The sequence below is a fragment of the Acidimicrobiia bacterium genome, assembly GCA_030584185.1.
Taxonomy (GTDB): Bacteria; Actinomycetota; Acidimicrobiia; order Spongiisociales; family UBA11373.
Map to the genome: position 1 here is coordinate 21,669 of CP129495.1, position 21,421 is coordinate 43,089.

Genomic DNA, 21,421 nt, shown 5'->3' on the forward strand with positions numbered 1-21,421 from the left:
AGACAATGAGTCGGAGAATGAAGACATTCCGACCGCTGGGAGTCCTGCTGGTCGTGCTGGCGCTCGTCGCCGTCGCCTGTGGCGATGACGATGAGACCACCACCACGGCAGCAGGGTTCACTCCCGGCGCTCTCGGATACATCGAAGTCGCCCCCGGCGAACCGATCGAGATCCGCGCCCTACAGGCGATCTCGGGCGATGTCGCGCCTCTGGGCACCGACCAGGTTCGAGGCGTCGAGCTCGCGATCGCCGACTACGGCGACATCGCCGGGCACTCGGTGAGCCTGGGCACGGTCGAGGACGACGGCTGCTCCGCCGAAGGCGGGCAGGCCGGCGCCCAGGCGATCATCGCCCAGCTGACCGACGCCGGCGACGGCAAGTTCACCGGTCCTCTGGCAGTCATCGGGACCACCTGTTCCGGTGCCGGCCGTGGCGCCCTGCCCCTCCTCTCCGAGGCGGGATTGGTGCTGATCTCGGGATCGAACACGTCGCCTTCGCTGACCTCGGACCTCGAGGGCACCGCCGGTGAGGACTACCTCCCCGGCTACTACCGGACCGCGCACAACGACCTGTTCCAGGGTGGTGCGGTGGCGAGGTTCGTCTACAACGAGCTGGGGATCACCACGGCCGCCGCCATCCACGATGGCGACCCCTACACGGACGGCCTGGCGACCGCCTTCAAGAACACCTTCGAGTCGCTCGGTGGCACCATCTCGGTGTACACGGCGGTCAACAAGGGCGACACCGACATGACCGCGGTTCTCACCGAGGTCGCCGCCGGTGCTCCCGAGGCGGTGTTCTTCCCCATCTTCCAGCCCGAGGGTGACTTCATCATCCAGCAGGCCGGAAGCGTGGCGGGACTCGAGAACGTCACCTGGATCGGGGCCGACGGCCTCCTGGGCGACGACTTCATGTCGCTCCCGGAGTCGGCGGGGATGTACTTCTCCGGACCGGACCTTCGCTTCGGTGACAACGCCAGCCAGACGGGCAAGTCGTACAGCGACTTCCTGACGGAGTACGAGTCCACCTACGGTGAGGCTCCGCCCCAGGTGTTCCACGCCCACACCTACGACGCAACCGTGATGGTGCTCGCCGCCATCGAGGCGGTGGCGTTCCAGGAGGAGGACGGCACCCTGAAGATCGACCGGCAGGCGTTCCGTGACGCCCTGACGGCGACCTCCGGGTTCGCCGGGATGACCGGTTCGCTGTCCTGCGACGCATTCGGTGACTGCGGTGCCCAGACGATCGCCATCGTCAAGCACGAGGATCCGAGCGACGTGGCGGCCGGCAAGGCCAACATCGTCTACAGCGAGGCCAAGGGCGTCGTCAGCGACTGACGCCCCTGGTTCGACAATCGAGTGAAGGAGGGGCCCGGCCCCTGGTGACCGGGCCCCTCCTTCCACATCCGGCCCCGATTCCCCACAGACCGAGCAATCCACCATTCAGGCATGACCTCCAGAAACTCCACACTCAGCAGGGTCCTCGCCCTCGATGCCCCCACCCTGGCTGTCGACCTCTTTCTCTTTGCGATGAAGGCCCTGCTCCTCTTCTTCGCCACCTGGGCCCTGGTGGGAACGATCGCACTTCAGGTTTCCGGCCGCGGCCTCACAGGCGCCGCCTGGGCGGATGTCTTCGCCGGGGGGCTCGCCCAGGGGTTCATGTACGGGCTGATCGCCCTCGGCTACTCGATGGTCTACGGCGTGCTGGGCTTCATCAACTTCGCCCACGGCGAGGTGTTCATGGCCGGGGCGATGACCGGATACTTCGTGGCCGACGCCCTCTTCGACGCCGGGATGTGGGAGTCGGCCTTCCTGCCGGCGCTCCTCATCGCCCTCTTGTGTTCGATGCTGGTCTCGACCCTGGTGGCGGTGGTGATCGAGCGGGTCGCCTACCGGCCCTTGCGGGGTGCACCCCGCCTGATCCCGTTGATCACCTCGATCGGGGCGTCGTTCTTCGTGCAGTACGCCGTGCGCGGGCTGGTGGGCGACGCCTACAAGACGTTCCCCCTGCTTCCCGAAGGCCTCCAGAACCGGGTGTCGATCCTCGGTTTGAACGTCGAGGGCATCAAGCTGCTGGTGATCGGCACCGCGATACTGTCGATGTTCGCCCTGTGGGCCTTCGTCACCCGGTCCAAGACCGGTCGGGCGATGCGGGCGGTCGCCGAGGACAAGGAGATCGCCTCGCTGATGGGGATCGACGTCGATCGGGTCGTCGTCACCACCTTCGCCGTCGGCGGCGCCATGGCCGGGGTCGGCGGGATCCTGTGGGCGATGCTCTTCGGCAAGGTGTTCTTCCTCACCGGCTTCCTGCCCGGCATCAAGGCGTTCACCGCGGCGGTGCTGGGCGGGATCGGCAACCTCCCCGGAGCGATGCTGGGCGGTATCTCGCTCGGCCTCGTGGAGGCGTCGGGCCCCACGCTGCTGTCGGGGATGAGCTGGGTGATTCCGACCTGGGTCGCACTGGTGGTGTCGGCGTGCGCCGCCGGGGCGATCTTCCACGGCTGGCGGCTGGCAGCCGGCCTGGAGGCGAGAAGGATGGGCATGGCGATCGGGTTCATGCTGTTCGGGGTGATCGGGGTCCTGGCCGGCGTGTTCCTCCTCCCGGGTGCTTCGGTGTACATCCCGGGGGCTTCACAACTCAAGGACATGATCGCCTTCATCGTCCTCATCGGTGTCCTCATGATCCGGCCTATCGGCCTGCTCGGTGAGCGGCTGGCCGTGGAGGAGCGCGGATGAGGGGGCTCTCCTGGCGCCAGGCGGTGAGATGGGGTGCGATCGGCGGCCTCATCCTGGCCTTCACCGCAGCAATCGGCATGGTGGAGACCTTCGATGCCCGCAAGGTGATCGACCCGTGGATCAGCCTGGGGCACCTCTCGCTGCTCTGGGTGCCCATCGCCATGGGGTATCGCGTCGCCGCCCGTCCGGTGTTCGAGGGGATCGAGAACCCGCCTGCCGGCAGGACCGAAGTCATCGCCGGCGCCGGCGTCGGGCTGATCTCTGGGGCCGGGCTCGCCGCCTTCGTCCTCCTCGCCGAGACGTTCGATCTGCGAGTGATCCTGATCAACGTGACCCCGCGTCTGCTCGACCTGCTCACCTTCGGTCGCGGTACCGCCACCGGGGTCCTCATCATCCTGGCACTCGGTCTCGGGCTAGGGGCGCTCGGTGGCGCCGCCCACCTGGCGTCGCCTCGCGTCCGAACGATCGCCCAAAGGGTGGTGTTGTGGATCGTGATCATCGGGTTCACCGAGCTGGTCTTCGGCAACGTGCTCAAGGAGCTGTCGCTCGGGGCCGTGGACGACTTCATCTACTCGAAGAACCGGGGGGTGGAGTGGCCGGCGGCGCTGGCGATCGCGGCACTCGTGATCACCCTGAGCATCGTGATGCGGGGCCGCGCCGCTGCCGCCAGGGGACGATTCCAGGCGATGCCCACCGACCGCCGCCGGTCGGTCGGGTTCGCCGTGGCCGCCGGTCTCTTCGGCATCGGAATGCTCGCCCCCGACTACTTCGGCCCCTACCTCAACGAGGTGCTGGCCACCGTCGGGCTGTTCATGCTGATGGGATTCGGCCTCAACATCGTCGTGGGCTTCGCCGGGATGCTCGACCTCGGCTACGTCGCCTTCTTCGCCGTCGGGGCCTACTCGGTCGGTATCCTGGTCTCGGCGGCTTCGCCTCAGTTCAGCCCCGAACTGGCCTTCTTCGCGGCCATCCCCTTCATCGTCGTCATCGCCGCCCTGGCGGGTCTGATCGTGGGCACCCCGGTGATCCGCATGCGCGGCGACTACCTGGCGATCGTCACGCTGGCGTTCGGCGAGATCGCCCGCCTCGTCTTCCAGGCCGACTGGCTGAAGGGCCTGTTCGGCGGGGCGCAGGGGATCAAGATCACCCCGTCCGAGATCCGGATCCTGTTCGGATACGTGGTGGCGGGCATCGGCGTGATCCTCGTCATCTCCGGCGGCCTGCGATGGCTGGCGGGCCGCAGGGCGGGCTCCATGGATCCCAAGACCAGACTGGCCGCAGCGATGACCGTGGTCGGAGTCGGGGTAATCGTGCTCGGCGTGGTCTTCCCCGACCTCGCCGAGTGGACCATGCGCGGCGTGGTGGTGCGCGACGTCTTCCGCCTGGTGCTCGTTTTCGTCCTCATCGCCGCCTTCGTCTCGTGGCGGCTGGAGGACTCAAGAGTCGGCCGCGCCTGGATGGCGATGCGCGAAGACGAGCAGGTCGCCCAGGCGATGGGGATCAACATCGTGACCGCCAAGCTCACCGCCTTCATCATCGGGGCGGTGCTCGCCTCGCTGGGTGGGGCACTGTTCGCCGTGAAGGTGGGCACCATCTTCCCGCACTCGTTCAAGATCGTGCAGTCGATCATCATCCTCGTGGTGGTGATCGTCGGCGGCATGGGCAGCCTGCGGGGCGTGGCAGTGGGCGCCCTGGTGTTGATCGGCATCCTTGGCGGGCCCACCCAGCCGGGCATGCTGCGCGAGTTCGAGGCGTTCAAGCTGCTCATCTACGGCGTGCTGCTGGTGGTGATGATGCTCAAGCGTCCCGAAGGCCTCCTGCCCAGCGCCCGGCGTTCGCGTGAGCTGCATCAGGAGGAGTTCATGCAGGATGCCTGGATCAAGGCCACCGCCGACCGGATCGAGGAGGAGCAGGCATGAGCCCGATCCTCGAGATCAATGGCCTCACCAAGCGCTTCGGTGGCCTCAACGCCCTGGGCGGCGTCGACTTCCATGTCGACGAGGGGGAGATCGTCAGCGTCATCGGCCCCAACGGCGCCGGCAAGACGACGTTCTTCAACGTGATCAGCGGGATGTTCGCCCCCGACTCCGGGCAGATCCTGTTTCGCGGAGACGACATCGCCGGGTTGACGCCCGATCAGATCACCAAGCGGGGCGTCGCCCGCACCTTCCAGAACGTCCGGCTGTTCCCCAACATGACCGTGCTGGAGAACGTCATGATCGCCCGCCATTGCCGTACGACGAAGGGAATCTGGCCCGCTCTCTTCCAAACGCCCGGGTTCGTGGCCGAAGAGGCGAAGATCCGGGAGGACGCCAAGGAGATCCTCGGGTTCTTCGGTTCCCGACTCACCGGGTACCGCTTCGATCAACCGGCGTTCGTGCTCTCCTACGCCAACCGGCGCCGGCTGGAGATCGCTCGCGCCATGGCCACCTCGCCGCAGCTGCTGCTCCTCGATGAGCCGACCGCCGGGATGAACCCGCGCGAGACCCTCGAGCTGACCGACCTCATCGGCAAGTTGAGGGACGAGAAGGGGTTCACGGTGGTGGTGATCGAACACGACATGAAGGTGGTGCGTGACGTCTCCGATCGGGTGGTCGTCCTCGACCACGGCGTCAGGATCGCCGAGGGCACCTACGAGGAGGTCTCCACCGACGAGGGCGTCATCGAGGCCTACCTGGGGCGTCCCGCAGGGGAGGCGTCATGACCGATCGCACGCCGGTCCTGGAGTTCCGTGACATCGACACCCACTACGGGCCGGTCCACGTCCTCAAGAACGTCAACCTGAAGATCTACGACGGTGAGATCGTGTGCCTGCTCGGTGGCAACGCCTCGGGCAAGACCACCACCCTCAAGACGATCCTGGGCATGGTGTTCCCGTCCTCCGGCGACATCCTCCTCGACGGCGAGGTGGTCTCCACGCTGAGCACCAGCGAGCGGGTGCGGCGAGGAGTCTCCATGGTCCCCGAGAACCGCCGGCTCTTCAAGCGCATGACGGTGAAGGAGAACCTCGAGATCGGGGCCTTCCTGCGCGAGGACCGCGAGAACCTCGAGGCAGACATGGAGCACATCTTCGAGGTGTTCCCTCGGGTCAAGGAGCGTCTCGGCCAGAAGGCGGGGACGCTTTCGGGCGGCGAGCAGCAGATGGTGGCCGTGGGACGGGCACTCATGGCGCGACCCAAGGTGTTGCTCATGGACGAGCCGTCGATGGGCCTGGCGCCGGTGCTGGTGGCTCAGAACTTCGAGATCATCCAGCAGATCAACCAGACCGGGACCACGGTGTTCGTCGTTGAGCAGAACGCCAACATGGCGCTCTCCATCGCCGACCGCGGCTACGTGCTGCAGACGGGGCAGATCGTGCTCTCCGACACCGCCGCCGGACTGCTGGCGAACCCGGACATGCGTCGCGCCTACCTGGGCGAGGTGGAGTAGCCGGCGGCAGTCGGCCCATCGCCAGTCGCCTTCCGGGCCCCGGTACCATCCTCTCCCGATGCCTCACCGACTCACCACTCTCCCCAGCGGCCTGCGCGTCATCTCCGAGTCGATGGACTCGGTCCGGTCGGTCTCGGTGGGCACCTGGGTGGACACCGGCTCTCGCGACGAGACCCCGGTCGAGGCCGGGTGCTCTCACTTCCTCGAGCACCTGCTTTTCAAGGGGACCGAGACCCTGAGCGCTCGCGAGATCGCCGAGGCCTTCGACGCCATCGGGGCGCGCAGCAACGCCTTCACGTCGAAGGAGTACACCTGTTACTGGGCCCAGCTACGCGACGAAGACCTCGCCCTGGGCCTGGGCCTGCTCTCCGAGATGATCCAGCGCCCGGCGTTTCGCGAGGAGGAGATCGCCTCCGAGCAGCACGTGGTTCTCGAAGAGATCAACATGAACGAGGACGATCCATCCGACGTCGCCCACGACCGGTTCGCCAGGGCCCTCTGGGACGACCACGTCCTCGCGCTGCCGGTCCTGGGCACCAGGGAGAGCATCACCGCCATGGGCCGCGACGTGATCGCCGGCTACTGGGAGCGCCGCTACCACCCGACGACCACCGTGGTGGCCGCCGCCGGCAACCTCGACCATGACGAGCTGGTGGATCTGGTCGTCGAACGATTCGGAACCTGGGAGGGCGGTGGCGGTGGCCACTTGCTGCATCCGCCCGAGTCGGCGTCGCGGGTCGACGTGGTGACCCGCGACACCGAGCAGGCGCATCTTGTCCTCGGAACGCGAGCCTTCACCAGGGCCGACGAGAGGCGCTACGCCTTCGGGCTGCTCGACCACATACTGGGAGGGGGAATGTCCAGCCGCCTGTTCCGTGAAGTCCGCGAGGAGCGCGGCTTGGCGTACGCCGTCTACTCGTTCCGGATGCCGTACGCCGACTCGGGCGCCTTCGGGGTGTACGTGGGGACCACACCACACCAGACCTCGCAGGTGCTCGATCTCGTGCGGGAGCAGCTGGCCAAGGCCGCCGCCGAGGGGGTCACCCTCGAGGAGCTGGAGCGTGCCAAGGGTTACATGAAGGGGTCGATGGCGCTCTCCCTCGAGGACACCAACAGCCGCATGGTGCGCCTCGGCCGCCACGAGCTCACCGGCGTGGAGCATCTCACCTTCGACGAGATAGCCGCCCGCATCGACTCCGTGACGCTGCAGGACGTCCACGATGTCGCTGCCGAGGTGTTGAGCGGGCCCCTGGTGCTGGGCGCCGTCGGACCGTTCGACGCCGTCGACATGGAGCGTCACGTCGCATGACCTCGGTGGCGATCTCCGGCATCGGGGGTCGCATGGGCCGGCTCATCGCCACCGCCGTGGCCGCCGCTTCCGACCTGGACCTGGTTGCCGGATACGACCCTTCGCATTCCGGTGAGGAGATCTCGGGGATTGGCGTCGCCTCCGATCCGCTGGTGGTGGGCGAGGCGGAGGTCGTGGTGGAGTTCACCAATCCGTCCGTGGTGATGGGCAACCTCGCCAGGTGGCGGGCAATGGGGATCCATGCGGTGGTGGGCACCTCGGGATTCGGCCAGGGGCGGATCGCCGAGCTGGAGATCATCTGGGGTGATGGCCCGGGGCGCTGCCTGGTGGTTCCCAACTTCTCGATCGGGGCGATGCTGATGATGAGGTTCGCCGCCATGGCGGCACCGCACTTCGCCGCATCCGAGATCGTGGAGTTGCATCACGATCGCAAGGCCGACGCCCCTTCCGGAACGGCGCTGGCCACCGCCGCCGGGATGGTCGCCGCCGGAGGACCACAGCGCCGAAAGGTCACTTCCGAGGAAGTGCTCCCCGGCGCCAGGGGAGGCGACGCCGGACCCCGAATCCACTCGGTCCGGCTTCCTGGCCTGCTCGCCCACCAGGAGGTGATCCTGGGCTCGGAGGGCGAGGTGCTCTCCATCCGGCACGACACCACCGACCGCGCTGCCTTCCTGCCCGGCGTCCTGCTGGCGGTACGGGGTGTCGGTGGCCTCTCGGCTCCGGTCACCGTCGGCCTGGAGGCGGTGCTGGGGGAGTGAGGTCGTTGGAACAGTCGGGGCCACCGGTTCGTTGGAGAGAGTGATGGAACACGTCAAGGACATCGACCAGTCCGACTTCGGTGCCGCGGTGCTGCAGCGCAGCAACGAGGTGACCGTGGTGGTCGACTTCTGGGCTTCGTGGTGCGGCCCGTGCAAGGTGCTGGGGCCGCTCCTGGAGAAGGCCGCCGCCGACTACGACGGGCGCTTCGAGCTGGCCAAGGTCGATGTCGACGCCAACACCGAGCTGGCGGCCCGGTTCGGCGTGCAGTCGATCCCCACCGTCATCGCCTTTCAGGGCGGCGAACCGGTCGGGCGGTTCACCGGGGCGATTCCCGATGCCTCGATACGAAAGTGGATCGACTCGCTGCTCCCCACCGAGGAAGATGCCATCGTCGAGCGGGCGCGCGATCTCGCCATCGAGGGCGACGAGGCCGGCGCCGAGGCCCTGCTCCGGCAGGTACTGGACACCAGATCAGATCATGTGGAGGCGGTGACCGCCCTGGCTTCGCTGCTCATTGCCCGCGGCGAGGCGGAGGAAGCGCTCATCGTCCTGGGCCGCGTCCCCCGTACTGGCGAGGTGGAGCGCCTCGAGGCGGCGGCGCGCACCTCATCCGGCAAGAACGCCGATCTGCCTGCCCTTCAGGCGGCCGTCGCCGCCGATCCGAGCGATGCCTCCGCCCGCATCGCCTTGGGACGGGCCCTGGCCGCCCATGGCGAGTTCGAACCGGCGCTCGACCAGATGCTCGAGGCGGTCCGCTCGGGCGGTCCGCTTCGAGACGAGGCCCGCCAGGCGATGGTCGACGTCTTCGGCCTCATCGGGCCCGAGCACCCTCTCGCCGCCACCTACCGGCGGCTGCTCGCCAACGAGCTGTTCTAGGCTCAGGGACCCGGCCTCGGGAGTACCCTCGGCTACGACCTGGGAGGTTTCATGCCCGCTGCTCCGTTCGGGCGTCTGCTCACCGCAATGATCACACCCTTCGACGAGGCGGGTGCGGTCGATCACGAAGTCGCCTGGGAGTTGGCGCGTCGCCTCATCGCCGAGGGCTCGGACGGCTTGGTGGTGGCCGGGACCACCGGGGAGGCGCCGACCCTTTCCGAGGACGAGAAGGTGGCCCTCTTCGGGACCGTGGTCGGCGCCGTGGCCGGCAAGGCGGTCGTCATCGCCGGGACCGGCACCTACGACACGGCGGAATCGATACACCTCACCCGTCGTGCCGTGGACGCCGGTGTCGACGGGGTGATGGCGGTGACCCCCTACTACTCGCGCCCCCCGCAGGAGGGCCTGCTCGGTCACTTCACCGCCATCGCCGACGCCTCCGAAGTCCCGGTTCTGCTCTACAACATCCCTTCGCGGACCGGCCGGCTGATCGAGGTGCCCACCCTGGCCCGGCTGGCCGAGCACGAGCGGATCGTGGCGGTCAAGGACGCCGTGGGGGATCTTGCGTTCACCGGCCGCGCCGCCCTGGCGGTGGGCGACGGCATGGCGATCTACTCCGGCGACGACGTGCTCACGCTGCCGATGATGGCCATCGGGGCGGTGGGGGTGGTGTCGGTGGCGTCGCATCTCGCAGGCCCGACGATCGCAGCCATGGTGGCGGCGATGGTCGGCGGCGACCTGGGAGCGGCTCGCCGTCTGCATCTCGCCCTCGTCCCCCTCTTCGAGGCCTGTTTCCTCGAGCCGAACCCGATTCCGGTCAAGGCGGCCCTGGGCAAGACGTGGCGAGAAGTAGGGCCTCCGCGACTGCCCCTGGTGCCGGCTTCCGCCGCCACAGTGGAAGCCGTGCTCGAGGCCGTCGAGTCGGCGGCTGCCGCCAGATGACGGTACGCATCTCCTTCCTCGGCGGGCTCGGGGACATCGGACGCAACTGCGCCGCGATCGAGGTCGGCGGGCGGATCGCCCTCATCGACTGCGGGCTCATGTTCCCCGAAGAGCACATGCTGGGTGTCGATCTGGTGCTTCCCGACTTCGCCTCGCTCATGGAGCGCCGCGCCGACGTCGACTGTGTCGTGCTCACCCACGGCCACGAGGACCACATGGGTGCGCTGCCCTACCTGCTCGCCGAGATCCCGGTTCCGGTGTACGGCACCCCGCTCGCCGTCGCCCTGGCGCGGGGGCGGATAGAGGAGGCGGGCATCGAGCCCGACCTGCGTCCGGTGGAGGTCGGAACCTGGCTGGAGCACGGGCCCTTCAAGTTCATGCTGGTTCCGGTGTCGCACTCGATCCCCCAGGGCGCCGGGATCGCCTTCGACACCCCCGACGGCCTGGTGGTCCATTCCGGCGACTTCAAACTGGATCCGACTCCGATCGACCGGATTCCGACCGACCTTCCCGAGTTCGCCGCCCTGGGCAGGCGCGGGGTGAGGCTGCTGTTGTCCGACAGCACCAATGCCGAGGTCCCGGGCTTCGTTCCTTCGGAGTCGAGCCTGGCCCAGCCCCTCTACGAGATCGTCGTCGAGACGCGCGGCAGGGTGATCGCCGCATGCTTCGCCAGCCACATCCACCGGGTGCAACAGATCGTCGACGCCGCCGTCGATGCCGGGCGTTACGTCGGGTTCATGGGACGCACCATGTTGCGCAACGTTCCCACCGCCGAGGATCTCGGGCTGCTGCGGGTCCCGACGGACTCGGTCCTCCCTATCGAAGAGCTCCTCACCATGCCTCCGGCGGAGACCGCCATCATCTCCACCGGGAGTCAGGGTGAGCCGTTCGCCGCCCTCTCCCTGATGGCTTCGGGACGGCATCGCTGGGTTCAGGTGGGGGAGGGGGACACCGTGATCATCTCCGCCCGTCCGATCCCCGGCAACGAGACCAAGGTTTCGAGGGTCATCAACGGCCTGCTGCGGCGAGGGGCTCGGGTGTATCACGGCAACAACGCCACCGTCCACGTTTCCGGGCATGCGGCGCGCGAAGAACTGAAGACCTTCATCAACGTGGTCCGCCCCGAGGCGTTCGTGCCCGTCCACGGCGAGTACCGGCATCTGAGCGCCCACGCCGCGCTGGCGCGAGAGATGGGCGTGCCCGAGGTCCTGCTCTGCGAGGACGGCGACGCGGTGGTGCTCGACGCCGACGGCGTTCGCCGTCAGGAGGGGGCGGTCCCGGCGGCCCATGTGTTCGTCGACGGCCTCGAGGTGGCGGGATCGGCCACAGGCGTGATCCGCGACCGTCAGCATCTCGCCGACGACGGCGTAGTGGTGGCGACCCTGGCCATCGATGGTCACACCGGCGAGATCGTCCAGGGTCCCGACCTGGAGAGCCACGGCTTCATGGACGACCCCGAGGAGGTGTTCGCCCTGGTGGAGAAGGCGGTGGCATCCGAGGTGGGGCGGGTCGAGCTCCCCATCGACGAATCCGGTGTGCGCAGTCGGGTGAAGGGCGCCGTCAACCGAGTGTTGCGCCCCGAGACCGGCCGCAAGCCGGTGGTGATCGTGGTCGTGCTCGAGGTGTGATCGTTTGAGGTAGGACGACACCGGTGTAACCTCGACATCCATGCCATCGCGCAAGTCCTCCCGCCGGGGCAACGGGCGGGCCGGGACTGCCCGGAGCACCAAGAAGGCGGCTCCCACGACGCAGCGGTCGAAGCTGGCGACGCTGCGGGAACGGATCCGCAGCGGGTTCGGCCGGCACACCGATGACCTGTGGGGTGTCCTCCTGGTCCTGGGTGGAGTCCTGGTCGCCCTTTCCTATTTCGACCTTGCCGGCCCCGTCGGCCTGGGCACCGTCGCCGCGTCGTCGCTCCTGTTCGGAGTGTGGGGGTACGCCGTGGCACCGCTCCTGGTCGGCATCGGGGTGTTGCTGCTGGTGGTGAACCGTCCCGAGGACCTGCGGCGGCTCGTGGCCGGTGCCGTCGTCACATTCGTCGGCTCGCTCGCCATGTTCCACCTGATGACCGGAGCGATTTCGCTCGCCGCCTCCCTCGATCTGGTCAGGGAGCGGGGTGGGGCGGTGGGCTCGGTGATCGCCTTCCCACTGCGGCGAGTCATCGGCTTCTGGGGTGCCATGGTCGTGCTGTTCGCCATCATCGGCCTCGGAGTCCTGCTGCTGACACGAACCACGGTCGGGGAGGCCCTGCGGGCCGTGGGCACCGGTTCCGCCTCCGCCTGGCGAAGGCTGCGTGGCAGTGCCAAGCGCCGCCGTCCGGTGGTGGAGGTGCGGGTGTCGGAGCCGCCGCGCCCCCGCCTGGTCCCGGTTCCTTCGGATCAGACACCGGTGGCGGCCGACCGGCCCACGCCGCAGCGCCCGCCGGCGCGCCCTGCGCCCCGCCCCGCGCCTCCTTCTCCAAGACCCGAGAAGCGGGGCTATTCGCTACCGCCTCTGGAGCTGCTCTCCCTGGGCGGGGGAGCCGGTCACAGCAAGAAGGCCCTCGACGAGACGGCGCAGGAGCTGGAGGACACCCTCATCCAGCACGGTGTCGATGCCAGGCTCACCCGCATCGTGCCCGGGCCCACCGTGACCCGCTACGAGATCGAGCTCGCCCCCGGGGTCAAGGTCGCCCGGGTCACCTCGCTCGCCCACGACATCGCCTACGCCCTGGCCACCCCGGACGTGAGGATCCTGGCCCCGATCCCCGGGCGCAGCGCCATCGGCGTGGAGGTTCCCAACCGGCGTCGGCAGCTGGTCACCCTCGGCGACATCCTGCGCAGCCCCGAGGCGAAGGAGGCCACGCATCCCCTGGAGGTGGCCCTGGGCATGGACGTCTCCGGACGCCCCCAGATGATCAGCTTGAGCGAGCTGCCCCATGTGCTCATCGCCGGCGCCACCGGGGCGGGCAAGTCCTCGTGCATCAATGCCATCGTCACCTCGCTGCTGATGCGGACCACACCCGAGGAGGTGCGGCTGATCCTGGTGGATCCCAAGCGGGTGGAGATGGGTCAGTACAACGACGTCCCGCACCTCCTCACCCGGGTGATCACCAACCCGAAGAAGGCGGTCGACGCCCTGCAGTGGGCGGTGCGGGAGATGGACCGCCGCTACGACCTGCTGGCCGCCGCCGGGGTGCGCGACGTCATCGGGTACCACGAGAAGTTCGATCGGGCGATGCTCGACGAGGACGGCCGGTTCGATCGGTTTCCCTACGTGGTCGTGGTCGTCGACGAGCTCAACGACCTGATGATGGTGGCGGGCAGGGCGGTCGAGGATGCCATCGTCCGCATCGCCCAGATGGCCCGGGCGGTCGGCATCCACCTGGTCATCGCCACGCAGCGGCCGTCGGTGGATGTGATCACGGGTGTCATCAAGGCGAACATCCCCTCGAGGATGGCGTTCGCCGTGGCCTCCCAGGCGGACAGCCGTGTGATCCTCGACCTCTCCGGAGCGGAGAAGCTGGTCGGGCTGGGAGACATGATCGTGGTCACGGCGCGCGACCCCAAGCCGGAGCGGATCCAGGGGGCGTGGGTGGCCGAAGAGGAGATCCACGCCGTCGTCGACTTCGTGCGCGAGCAGCGGGCTGCCGAGTACGCCGAGGAGGTCCTCGACGTGGTCGAGGCCGCCGCCGGCGGTGAAGACGACTACGACGGTGAGGACGGCGATGTCATTCGTCAGGCGATCGAGCTGGTGGTGCGATCACAGCTGGGCTCGACGTCGATGCTGCAGCGCAAGCTGCGAATCGGCTTCGCCCGGGCGGGCCGTGTCATGGACATCCTGGAGAGCCGCGGGATCGTGGGTCCCTCCGAGGGCTCGAAGGCGCGCCAGGTCCTCATCACCCCGGACGAGCTGGACGCCATCCTCGGCGAAGCGGTGGACGTCTGAGCGGCGGCGGGTCCACCGGCACACCCCGATAGCATCCCCTGGTCCATGGAACCGCTGCGCATCCTCGATCCCTCTGGCAGGCTGGTCGGCGAACCTCCTGTCGACGCCGCCGAGGTCCGCCGGCTCTTCGAGGCGATGGTGACGGCGCGAACCTACGACCGGAAGTCGTCTGCCCTGCAGCGGCAGGGAAGGCTCGCCACGTATGCGCCGTTCGAGGGGCAGGAAGCCGCCCAGATCGGGGCGACGGCAGCGCTTCGCCGCGACGACTGGCTGGTGGCGACCTACCGCGACGCAGCCGCCATGTGGATGCAGGGGTACACCTTCGAGGCTCTGTTCCTGGGGCGGATGGGCGACGAGCGGGGAGGGTCTCCGCCGGCAGGTGTCGGCGTGCTGCCTCCCTCGATCACGGTGGGAGCCCACATGATCCATGCCGTCGGGCTCGCCTGGGGCGAGCGGCTCCTGGGTGGCGATCGAATCGCCATGACGTTCTTCGGCGACGGTGCCACCTCGGAGGGTGATTTTCACGAGGCGATGAACTTCGCCGGGGTGTTCCGCATCGGGACGGTGTTCGTCTGCCAGAACAATGGCTGGGCGATCTCGATGAGTCGGGATCGGCAGACCGCCTCGGCGACGATCGCCCAGAAGGCCGACGCCTACGGCTTCCCCGGGGTTCTGGTGGACGGCAACGACCTGCTGGCGATGCTCGCCGCAGCGAGGGCGGCGGTGGAGCGCGCCCGCGCCGGCAAGGGCCCGACACTGATCGAGGCGCTCACCTATCGCATCGGCCCCCACACCACCACCGACGATCCCGGGCGCTACCGCGACGAGGCCGACGTCGCCGAATGGAGTGAGCGTGACCCACTGCTGCGGGTTCGGCGGTACCTGCAGGCGGCGGGCGAGTGGAGCGAGGATCGGGAGCGGGCGGTCGAAGAGGCAGCTGCCGCCGGGATCGAGGAGGCGGTGGTGCGCGCCGAGGGGCTGGCGCCCTTCGGCCCCGGGGCGGCGTTCGACCGGATGTACGCCCGGCCCACCGGCGCCCTCGAGGAGCAGCGCCGCCTCCTGCTCGAAGGTGAGGCCGGCCAGTGAGCGAGATGAACATGGCCCAGGCCCTCAACGACGCATTGGCGGTCGCCCTCGAGGCCGACCCCCGGGTGGTGCTCATCGGGGAGGACGTCGGGACCACAGGAGGGGTGTTTCGGGTCACCGACGGGCTGCAGCAGCGATTCGGCGACGAGCGGGTGATCGACACCCCGGTCGCCGAATCGGGAATCGTCGGGGCGGCCTTCGGGATGGCGATCGCCGGGATGCGTCCTGTGGCCGAGATCCAATTCCTCGGGTTCTCCTACCCCGCATACGACCAGGTGGTGAGCCACGTTGGCCGAATCCGCAACCGGAGCAACCACAGGTTCTCGGCTCCCATGGTGATCCGCATCCCCTTCGGAGGGGGCATCGGTGCCGCCGAGCATCACAGCGAGGCCAGCGAGGCGATGTACGCCCACACTCCGGGGATCAAGGTTGTGGCGCCGGCCACGCCGGCCACCGCCAAGGGCCTGCTGCTGGCCGCCATCGAGGACGCCGACCCGGTGGTGTTCCTGGAACCGATCCGGGTGTATCGGGCGATCAAGGAGGAGGTCCCAGAAGGTCACTACCTGACACCGATCGGTCGTGCCGAGGTCGTGAGGGAGGGGGCCGATGCCACGATCGTGGCCTACGGTGCGATGGTGCGCGACGCCCTGAAGGCGGCCGATGCGCTGGCAGCGGACTCGGTGGCGGTGGAGGTGGTGGATCTGCGCACGCTGTCGCCGATCGATGCGGCCACCGTGGTCGCCTCGGCGGTGAAGACCGGCCGGGTGGTCGCCGTCTCCGAGGGGCATCGCACCGCCGGGATCGCCTCGGAGATCGTCGCCATCGTCCAGGAGAAGGCCCTCTACTCGCTGCTGGCACCGGTCGCCCGGGTGACCGGATGGGACACCGTGGTCCCGCTCAAGAGAACCGAGCAGCATCACATCCCGTCGGTGGGGCGGATCGTGGCGGCGGTGCGCCGCACCCTGGAGGATTGATGGCGTACGAGTTCCACCTGCCCGACATCGGTGAGGGCCTGGCCGAGGCCACGGTGGTGTCGTGGCTGGTCCCGGTCGGCGGGAGGGTGGGACTCGACCAGCCCATGGTGGAGGTGGAGACCGACAAGGCGGTGGTGGAGATCCCGGCGCCTCGCGCCGGGATCGTCCTGCACCACGGGGCGCCGGAGGGCGCCACCGTCGCCGTCGAGTCCTTGCTGGTGGTGATCGGCGAGGAAGGGGAGGAGTGGGCTCCGGGAGAGACCCTGGCCGCGCCGCCTCCGGCTCGATCGGCGCCCGCCCCGCAGTCGTCACAGGCGGCGCCGATCGTGGGAAGCCTGGAAGAGGCCGAGGCGGGCACGCCGGCTCGAATCGGGCCACCAAAGGCGCTGCCTCTGGTCAGACGACTGGCGGCCGCACTCGGCGTCGACCTGGGCTCGGTGGGCGGCACCGGGCCGGGTGGGCGGATCCTTCGATCCGACGTGGAGGCCGCAGCCGGCGCCGCGAGCGGTCCGGTGGAGCGGGTGAAGATGTCGGCCACTCGCCTCGCCATCGCCCGCAACCTGACCAAGTCGTGGCAGGAGATCCCGCACGTCACCACCTTCGGGACCGCCGACCCGACGGCCCTGCTCGCTGCTCGAGCCGCCTGGAAGTCGGCGCACGGCGAGTCGCTCCCGGTCGAGGCGCTGCTGATCGGGGCGATGGTGCCGCTACTGGAGGCACACCCCGAGTTCAACGCCGTCGTCGACGGTGATCATGTGGTGTATCGCAGGCACTACGACGTCGGTTTCGCCGTGGACACCCCCGATGGCCTGATGGTGGCGGTGGTCCGTGGCGCCGACACCCTGGATGTGGCATCGATCGCCGGCGAGGTCCGAAGGCTCGCAGCCGCAGCCCGCGACCGGACCATCGCCGCCGCCGACCTGCGCCGGGCCACCTTCACGATCTCCAACATCGGGGCGGTCGGCGGCGGGTTCGGCACCCCGATCATCCCTTACGGGACCACGGCGATCCTCTCGGTGGGCCGCGCCGAGGAGAAGCCGGTTGTCCGGGACGGGAAGGTGGTCGTGGGCCGGGAGTTGCCCCTGTCGCTCTCCTACGACCACCGGGTGATCGACGGTGCCAAGGGACGGGTGTTCATGGCGGCGGCGGTGGAGGCGATCGAGGGGATCGAGTAGGCGGGGCCGGCCCGAGGACCTCCCTCATTTCCGCTGCGGGATCGGCGCCCGGTCGTGTGCGTCCCGGTGGTGCCGGCGGCACAGCAGGACCAGGTTGGAGAGGGTCGGGTAGTCGCACCATCAGTCAGGCGAGACACGCCGCCCGACTACCGTCCCTTCATGCCCGGACCGCGATCAACTTGCTACTTTCCGTTGCGATCTAACGCGCATGCGCTCGTTTCAGGAGGGCCTGCGAATTCTGTCCGGCGGAGGATCATGATCGCGGCTCTCCTCCACGACCAGGTGCTTCTCGAGGACGGCTTGTACGAACTCACCGCCGGACCCTCGGGCTCATTCGAGTTCTGGATACCCGAACGCGACCGAGCGCCGGACCGATTTCAGACACCGAGCGAACGAGCTCGCCGAACGGGGTCACAACCGCTTGTCCTGGTCGGAACCCAAAAACCGCACATCGGTGACGAGCACCTGGGTTGGCAGCCGACGTTTCATCCGCTTAAGGCCGAACTCAAGAAGCCCTACCGCTGGATCGACTTCGCCACGCCGCGACTCAACTCCGAGGGCGCGCGTCTGCGGGACACGCTCACCAGGAGCCACCTGAACGACGCGCAGTTGCTTCCAACCGAACCCCTCTTTGTTCGTAGGGCGGTCCTTGATGCTATGAACGCCGATGCGATCATCGCCATCGGACAAGGAACAGCCTTGAGCGTCGACCGATTCCATTCGCTTCTCACCGCGCATCGAGTCCGTACTGGCCTTGCGACGCCCGTACGCGGGCCGCTTGCGGCCTCCGTGGTAGCTCCCCGGGACCTCACTTGGGATGAGGTGCACGAGCTGCGTGCCATGAATGGATTTCGCGAATGGCGCGCGGTCATTCGAGATGTCGAGAGAACCGCATTGACTTCTGGTCCGGACTTTGAGTCGGGCGTCCTAAGTGAGCTTGCAGCGAGAAGGGATCACGCGGTGGCGGCGCTGCTCGAGCTCCACAGAACAAGCCCCAAGCTCGCTCGAGCAGCAGGGTTCGCTGTAGGGGTCATCTCCACCGTGTTGGGCGTGCCTGCTGGGCTTGGACTTGCGGCGCCGCTGGCGGCGGATGTCGCGGCAAGTTCAGCCGTGGAATCCGCGATTTCGTATCGCTGGCTCACCTTCGACCTGGCGCTCAGACGTGCCAGTTCCGCGAAGGCCCGCTCGGTTACCGACAAGTCACGAAACCCCGCCTAGCTGAGTCCGGACGCGCCGGCGGCACCGCCGACGTCAAGAGCGTTAGGAGGATCGAGGCTCCGGCTGAGCCTGTCTTAGACAGGGCAGGAGGTCAACGTGACTCGCTTCAGACCTACGACTGTGGTGCGACATGGAGAGTGTCACAACCTTTGCGTGGCCGACTTAGGGTTACGGCATGCCAAGAGTCAGCGCGCTCCGCTCAACCCTCCCGAACTGGCTCGGCCTATGGGAGCCGTGGATGTCAGTCGTCGCGTTTCTGCTTGCGGTGGTCGCGTTGCCTGCCATCTTCCAGCAGTTCGGCGGCGCCGCCAGGGTGTGGTTTGAGTTCATACGACCTCCCCTGGCCGACATCAACAAGATCGCACTCATAGTTGAGATGACACTCCGGCCTCCGAGAAGGGCCCTGCGTTGGATGGGGGTCCATCGCAACACGAGCCAACAGGTGAGCGCGGGGTTTGCTGTGTTCGACATGAAGGGTGAAAACAACCGGACAGGCGGACTCATTGTCCCCCTACTACAGACCGTAGGACGAAGTAACAGCAGTCCTGTTGGTCAGCCATTTGCTCTTCCGGTCGATCAACCCTTCGTTATGCAGATCGCCGTCAAGGTCCGAGGAGTGGACACATTCGGCGTAGTGCTCCCCAGCCCCAAGAACCTCTTGCTCCCGATCGGAACGTATCGCGTTGAGGTGTTCGGTCACATTCGGGAGCGCGGCAAGACCTTCTACGCAGCGCGCTACCTGCTCTGCTCCGTGGACAACCTTGCCTGGGGAAAGGCAGCCAAACCCGTCATCAGGCGCAGGGGCGGCATCCGACCCAGCCGCGACTCCGTTGCTGTGCCCAGATGGAAGCAAGGGCAAACGCCCCAGTAAGTCCACTTGTTCGTCCTGTCGACGCCTGAACAGCGGCACCCTCAGGGTAAGCCGGTCTTGAGGAGACCTGGCGCTGCGGGTGCCCAAGGTCGGGGATCGGCAGTTGGCGTGCTGCAGAGCGAGGTACGTCAGTACCATTCGGTCGTGCAACGAACTCGATGACCGGGATGTGACCACCGAACCCCACCGAAGGAGCATCACATCGACGAGTCCGTGCTAACCAACTCGGAGGGCATCAACGGGCTGCATGCGTGCAGCGCGCAATGATGGAAGTGAGCCCGATGCGAGACCGACAATCCCGCCGACGATGGGTCCGGCCGTTACGACCCACAGATCCATCGCTGGCGTCCACCCTCGTTGCGCTGACACCACCACCGTCGTCGCGAGGCCGAGCGCCGCACCTGTGACACCACCGAATAGACCGATGAGTCCTGATTCAAGAACGAATTGAAGGGCGATGTGCTTCCGACGTGCTCCGACCGCCCGTCGAATGCCTATTTCATGAGTCCTTTCGAGCACAGAAGCAAGGGTCGTATGTGCAATTCCCAGAGCACCTGTGAGCAAGACCATCACCCCCAGTGCCACCGACAGCGACGCGAGATCCGCCGCGACCTTCTCTCTGAGGATTCGCGGCTCGGGAGGGATTGAGACCCGAAGCTGTCCGGGATCATTCGGCATGAGAGCGAGCGCGGCCTGTTCTGCGATCGTCGCCGCAGCGCCCGGCAGGGTCAGGATCTCGATCCGGCCGGGTTCGAGCAGTTCCCAAATCTCGCGTGCTGTGGACTCTGGCACGATTACAGCGTTGAGCAAGGACGCGTCGCGATCTACGTTGCCCAACACGCCAATGATCGTGAATGAGCGTTCGCCCACAAACACTGCCTGACGTTGGTCGACTCTGGTAATCCCGAGCCGATCAGCGGCGCCTCGACCAAGCACCGCAACACGGTCATGTCGCGCGTCGTGACCGGCATCAAAGAACCGCCCGGTTGACAATGTTGCCGCGATCGCGTTGAACGCGTCTGGAGACAGAGCAACGACCTCTACGCCCAGAACACCACCGACTTGGACGGGATCAGCGACCTGCAGAGACCGGATGCTTGCCTCCCCGACACTGACCACGGTCAAGGACCCCACGTCAACGACTCCGTACAGCCGACGCAGCTGGTCGTCCGCATTCCATGGAAGGAGGGCCGACTGCTCGTCGATGATCGAGTCGCTTCGACGTTCCACGGTGACGGCGGTAACGGATAGCAGGTTGAAGCTGCGTTCCACTTCCGCCCTTGCCGTACTCGCCAAACCGACGGTGGCTACGAGCGCTCCAATCCCGAGCATGGTCCCAAGACTCGTCAAGAGGGCTCTGCCTGGTCGTGAGAGCGCACCGATCGCCGCTTCAGAGAGCAAGTCCCTCAGACGCATCTTCGACTTGAAGGGAGGGCCTGGGGACTTCATGTCTACGCCTCCGAGAGAGTTCCGTCGTCGAGGGTCAGGACTCGTGAAGCGCGGTTACCCAAGCGTGGATCGTGAGTGACAATCACGACGGTGAGGCCATCAGAGTGCAGCTCGTCTATCAAGTCGAGCACCGTTCCCGCTGTGTCACTGTCGAGGTTCCCAGTGGGCTCATCGCACAACAGGAGGGACGGGGTTCTCGCGATCGCTCGAGCGATCGCAACCCGTTGGCGCTCTCCTCCCGAGAGGTCTCTGGACAAGAACTGCGATCTGAGATTGAGTCCGACCCGCGAGAGGGCCTTCGTTGCGAGCGCTCGCCGCTCCCTTCGCGCAACCCCGCTGTACAACATGCCGACCATCACGTCATCCTCAGCGGTTCGATGTCTTGACAGGTGGTAGTCCTGGAACACGAAGCCGATCTCGTGGCCTCGGATGGCGGACCGTTCCGCATCGCCTAGATAAGCAACCTGATGCTCGAGGAATTCGTGGTCACCATCCGTGGGCTTGTCCAGGAGACCGATGATGTTCAGCAAGGTGGATTTCCCTGAGCCCGACCGCCCCCTAACGGCAATGTAGTCGCCACGCCACACTTCAAGGCTCACTCGGCGTAGGGCAGTCACGGGGCTACGCCCTGGGTAGATCCGGCTTACGCCAGACAGCCGTACGAGTGCCGA

The 21,421-nt window shown here is 67.4% G+C and carries 18 protein-coding genes; 16 read left to right on the forward strand and 2 right to left on the reverse strand.

Annotated elements, in window-relative coordinates; all coding sequences use genetic code 11:
• The first annotated feature begins 17 nt into the window (after positions 1-17).
• From QY307_00130 to QY307_00205, 16 genes are all read left to right on the forward strand, one after another.
• The gene (locus QY307_00130; protein ID WKZ82701.1) at positions 18-1,337 is read left to right on the forward strand and encodes a branched-chain amino acid ABC transporter substrate-binding protein; all 1,320 of its coding nucleotides are present in this window, start codon (positions 18-20) and stop codon (positions 1,335-1,337) included.
• Between the two features lie 111 nt (positions 1,338-1,448).
• Positions 1,449-2,735, forward strand: coding sequence for a branched-chain amino acid ABC transporter permease (locus QY307_00135; GenBank protein WKZ82702.1), 1,287 nt, complete (start codon positions 1,449-1,451; stop codon positions 2,733-2,735).
• Complete coding sequence (locus QY307_00140; GenBank protein ID WKZ82703.1) at positions 2,732-4,654, forward strand: hypothetical protein; 1,923 nt, start codon at positions 2,732-2,734, stop codon at positions 4,652-4,654. The genes QY307_00135 and QY307_00140 overlap by 4 nt, the downstream gene beginning before the upstream one ends.
• Entirely contained in the window at positions 4,651-5,439 is a 789-nt protein-coding gene (locus tag QY307_00145; protein WKZ82704.1) for an ABC transporter ATP-binding protein, read from the forward strand. Before QY307_00140 ends, QY307_00145 begins: the two co-directional genes overlap by 4 nt.
• Positions 5,436-6,164: an ABC transporter ATP-binding protein gene (locus QY307_00150; GenBank protein WKZ82705.1), complete on the forward strand. Its 729-nt coding sequence runs from the start codon at positions 5,436-5,438 to the stop codon at positions 6,162-6,164. Before QY307_00145 ends, QY307_00150 begins: the two co-directional genes overlap by 4 nt.
• A gap of 58 nt (positions 6,165-6,222) precedes the next feature.
• Positions 6,223-7,473, forward strand: coding sequence for a pitrilysin family protein (locus QY307_00155; GenBank protein WKZ82706.1), 1,251 nt, complete (start codon positions 6,223-6,225; stop codon positions 7,471-7,473).
• Positions 7,470-8,231: a 4-hydroxy-tetrahydrodipicolinate reductase gene (gene dapB, locus QY307_00160; protein ID WKZ82707.1), complete on the forward strand. Its 762-nt coding sequence runs from the start codon at positions 7,470-7,472 to the stop codon at positions 8,229-8,231. Before QY307_00155 ends, dapB begins: the two co-directional genes overlap by 4 nt.
• Positions 8,232-8,274: 43 nt before the next feature.
• A complete protein-coding gene (gene trxA, locus QY307_00165) occupies positions 8,275-9,108 on the forward strand; it encodes a thioredoxin (GenBank protein ID WKZ82708.1) in 834 nt (277 codons plus the stop codon).
• A gap of 51 nt (positions 9,109-9,159) precedes the next feature.
• On the forward strand, positions 9,160-10,050 hold the full coding sequence (gene dapA, locus QY307_00170) for a 4-hydroxy-tetrahydrodipicolinate synthase (protein ID WKZ82709.1): 891 nt from the start codon (positions 9,160-9,162) through the stop codon (positions 10,048-10,050).
• A complete protein-coding gene (locus tag QY307_00175) occupies positions 10,047-11,678 on the forward strand; it encodes a ribonuclease J (protein WKZ82710.1) in 1,632 nt (543 codons plus the stop codon). The genes dapA and QY307_00175 overlap by 4 nt, the downstream gene beginning before the upstream one ends.
• A gap of 40 nt (positions 11,679-11,718) precedes the next feature.
• Entirely contained in the window at positions 11,719-13,977 is a 2,259-nt protein-coding gene (locus tag QY307_00180; GenBank protein WKZ82711.1) for a DNA translocase FtsK 4TM domain-containing protein, read from the forward strand.
• 45 nt (positions 13,978-14,022) lie between these two features.
• Complete coding sequence (gene pdhA / locus QY307_00185) at positions 14,023-15,063, forward strand: pyruvate dehydrogenase (acetyl-transferring) E1 component subunit alpha (GenBank protein ID WKZ82712.1); 1,041 nt, start codon at positions 14,023-14,025, stop codon at positions 15,061-15,063.
• On the forward strand, positions 15,060-16,037 hold the full coding sequence (locus QY307_00190) for an alpha-ketoacid dehydrogenase subunit beta (protein ID WKZ82713.1): 978 nt from the start codon (positions 15,060-15,062) through the stop codon (positions 16,035-16,037). Before pdhA ends, QY307_00190 begins: the two co-directional genes overlap by 4 nt.
• Positions 16,037-17,212, forward strand: coding sequence for a dihydrolipoamide acetyltransferase family protein (locus QY307_00195; GenBank protein WKZ82714.1), 1,176 nt, complete (start codon positions 16,037-16,039; stop codon positions 17,210-17,212). Before QY307_00190 ends, QY307_00195 begins: the two co-directional genes overlap by 1 nt.
• Before the next feature lie 255 nt (positions 17,213-17,467).
• Positions 17,468-18,430: a hypothetical protein gene (locus QY307_00200; GenBank protein ID WKZ82715.1), complete on the forward strand. Its 963-nt coding sequence runs from the start codon at positions 17,468-17,470 to the stop codon at positions 18,428-18,430.
• 175 nt (positions 18,431-18,605) lie between these two features.
• Positions 18,606-19,301, forward strand: a complete 696-nt coding sequence (locus tag QY307_00205) for a hypothetical protein (GenBank protein WKZ82716.1) — start codon at positions 18,606-18,608, stop codon at positions 19,299-19,301.
• A gap of 216 nt (positions 19,302-19,517) precedes the next feature.
• Here QY307_00205 and QY307_00210 read toward each other — a convergent pair whose 3' ends face one another.
• Both QY307_00210 and QY307_00215 read right to left on the reverse strand, forming a co-directional pair.
• Positions 19,518-20,750 (reverse strand): ABC transporter permease, encoded by a 1,233-nt coding sequence (locus tag QY307_00210; GenBank protein WKZ82717.1) that lies wholly within the window; start codon positions 20,748-20,750, stop codon positions 19,518-19,520.
• 2 nt (positions 20,751-20,752) lie between these two features.
• The gene (locus QY307_00215) at positions 20,753-21,349 is read right to left on the reverse strand and encodes an ABC transporter ATP-binding protein (GenBank protein WKZ82718.1); all 597 of its coding nucleotides are present in this window, start codon (positions 21,347-21,349) and stop codon (positions 20,753-20,755) included.
• Positions 21,350-21,421 lie beyond the last annotated feature (72 nt).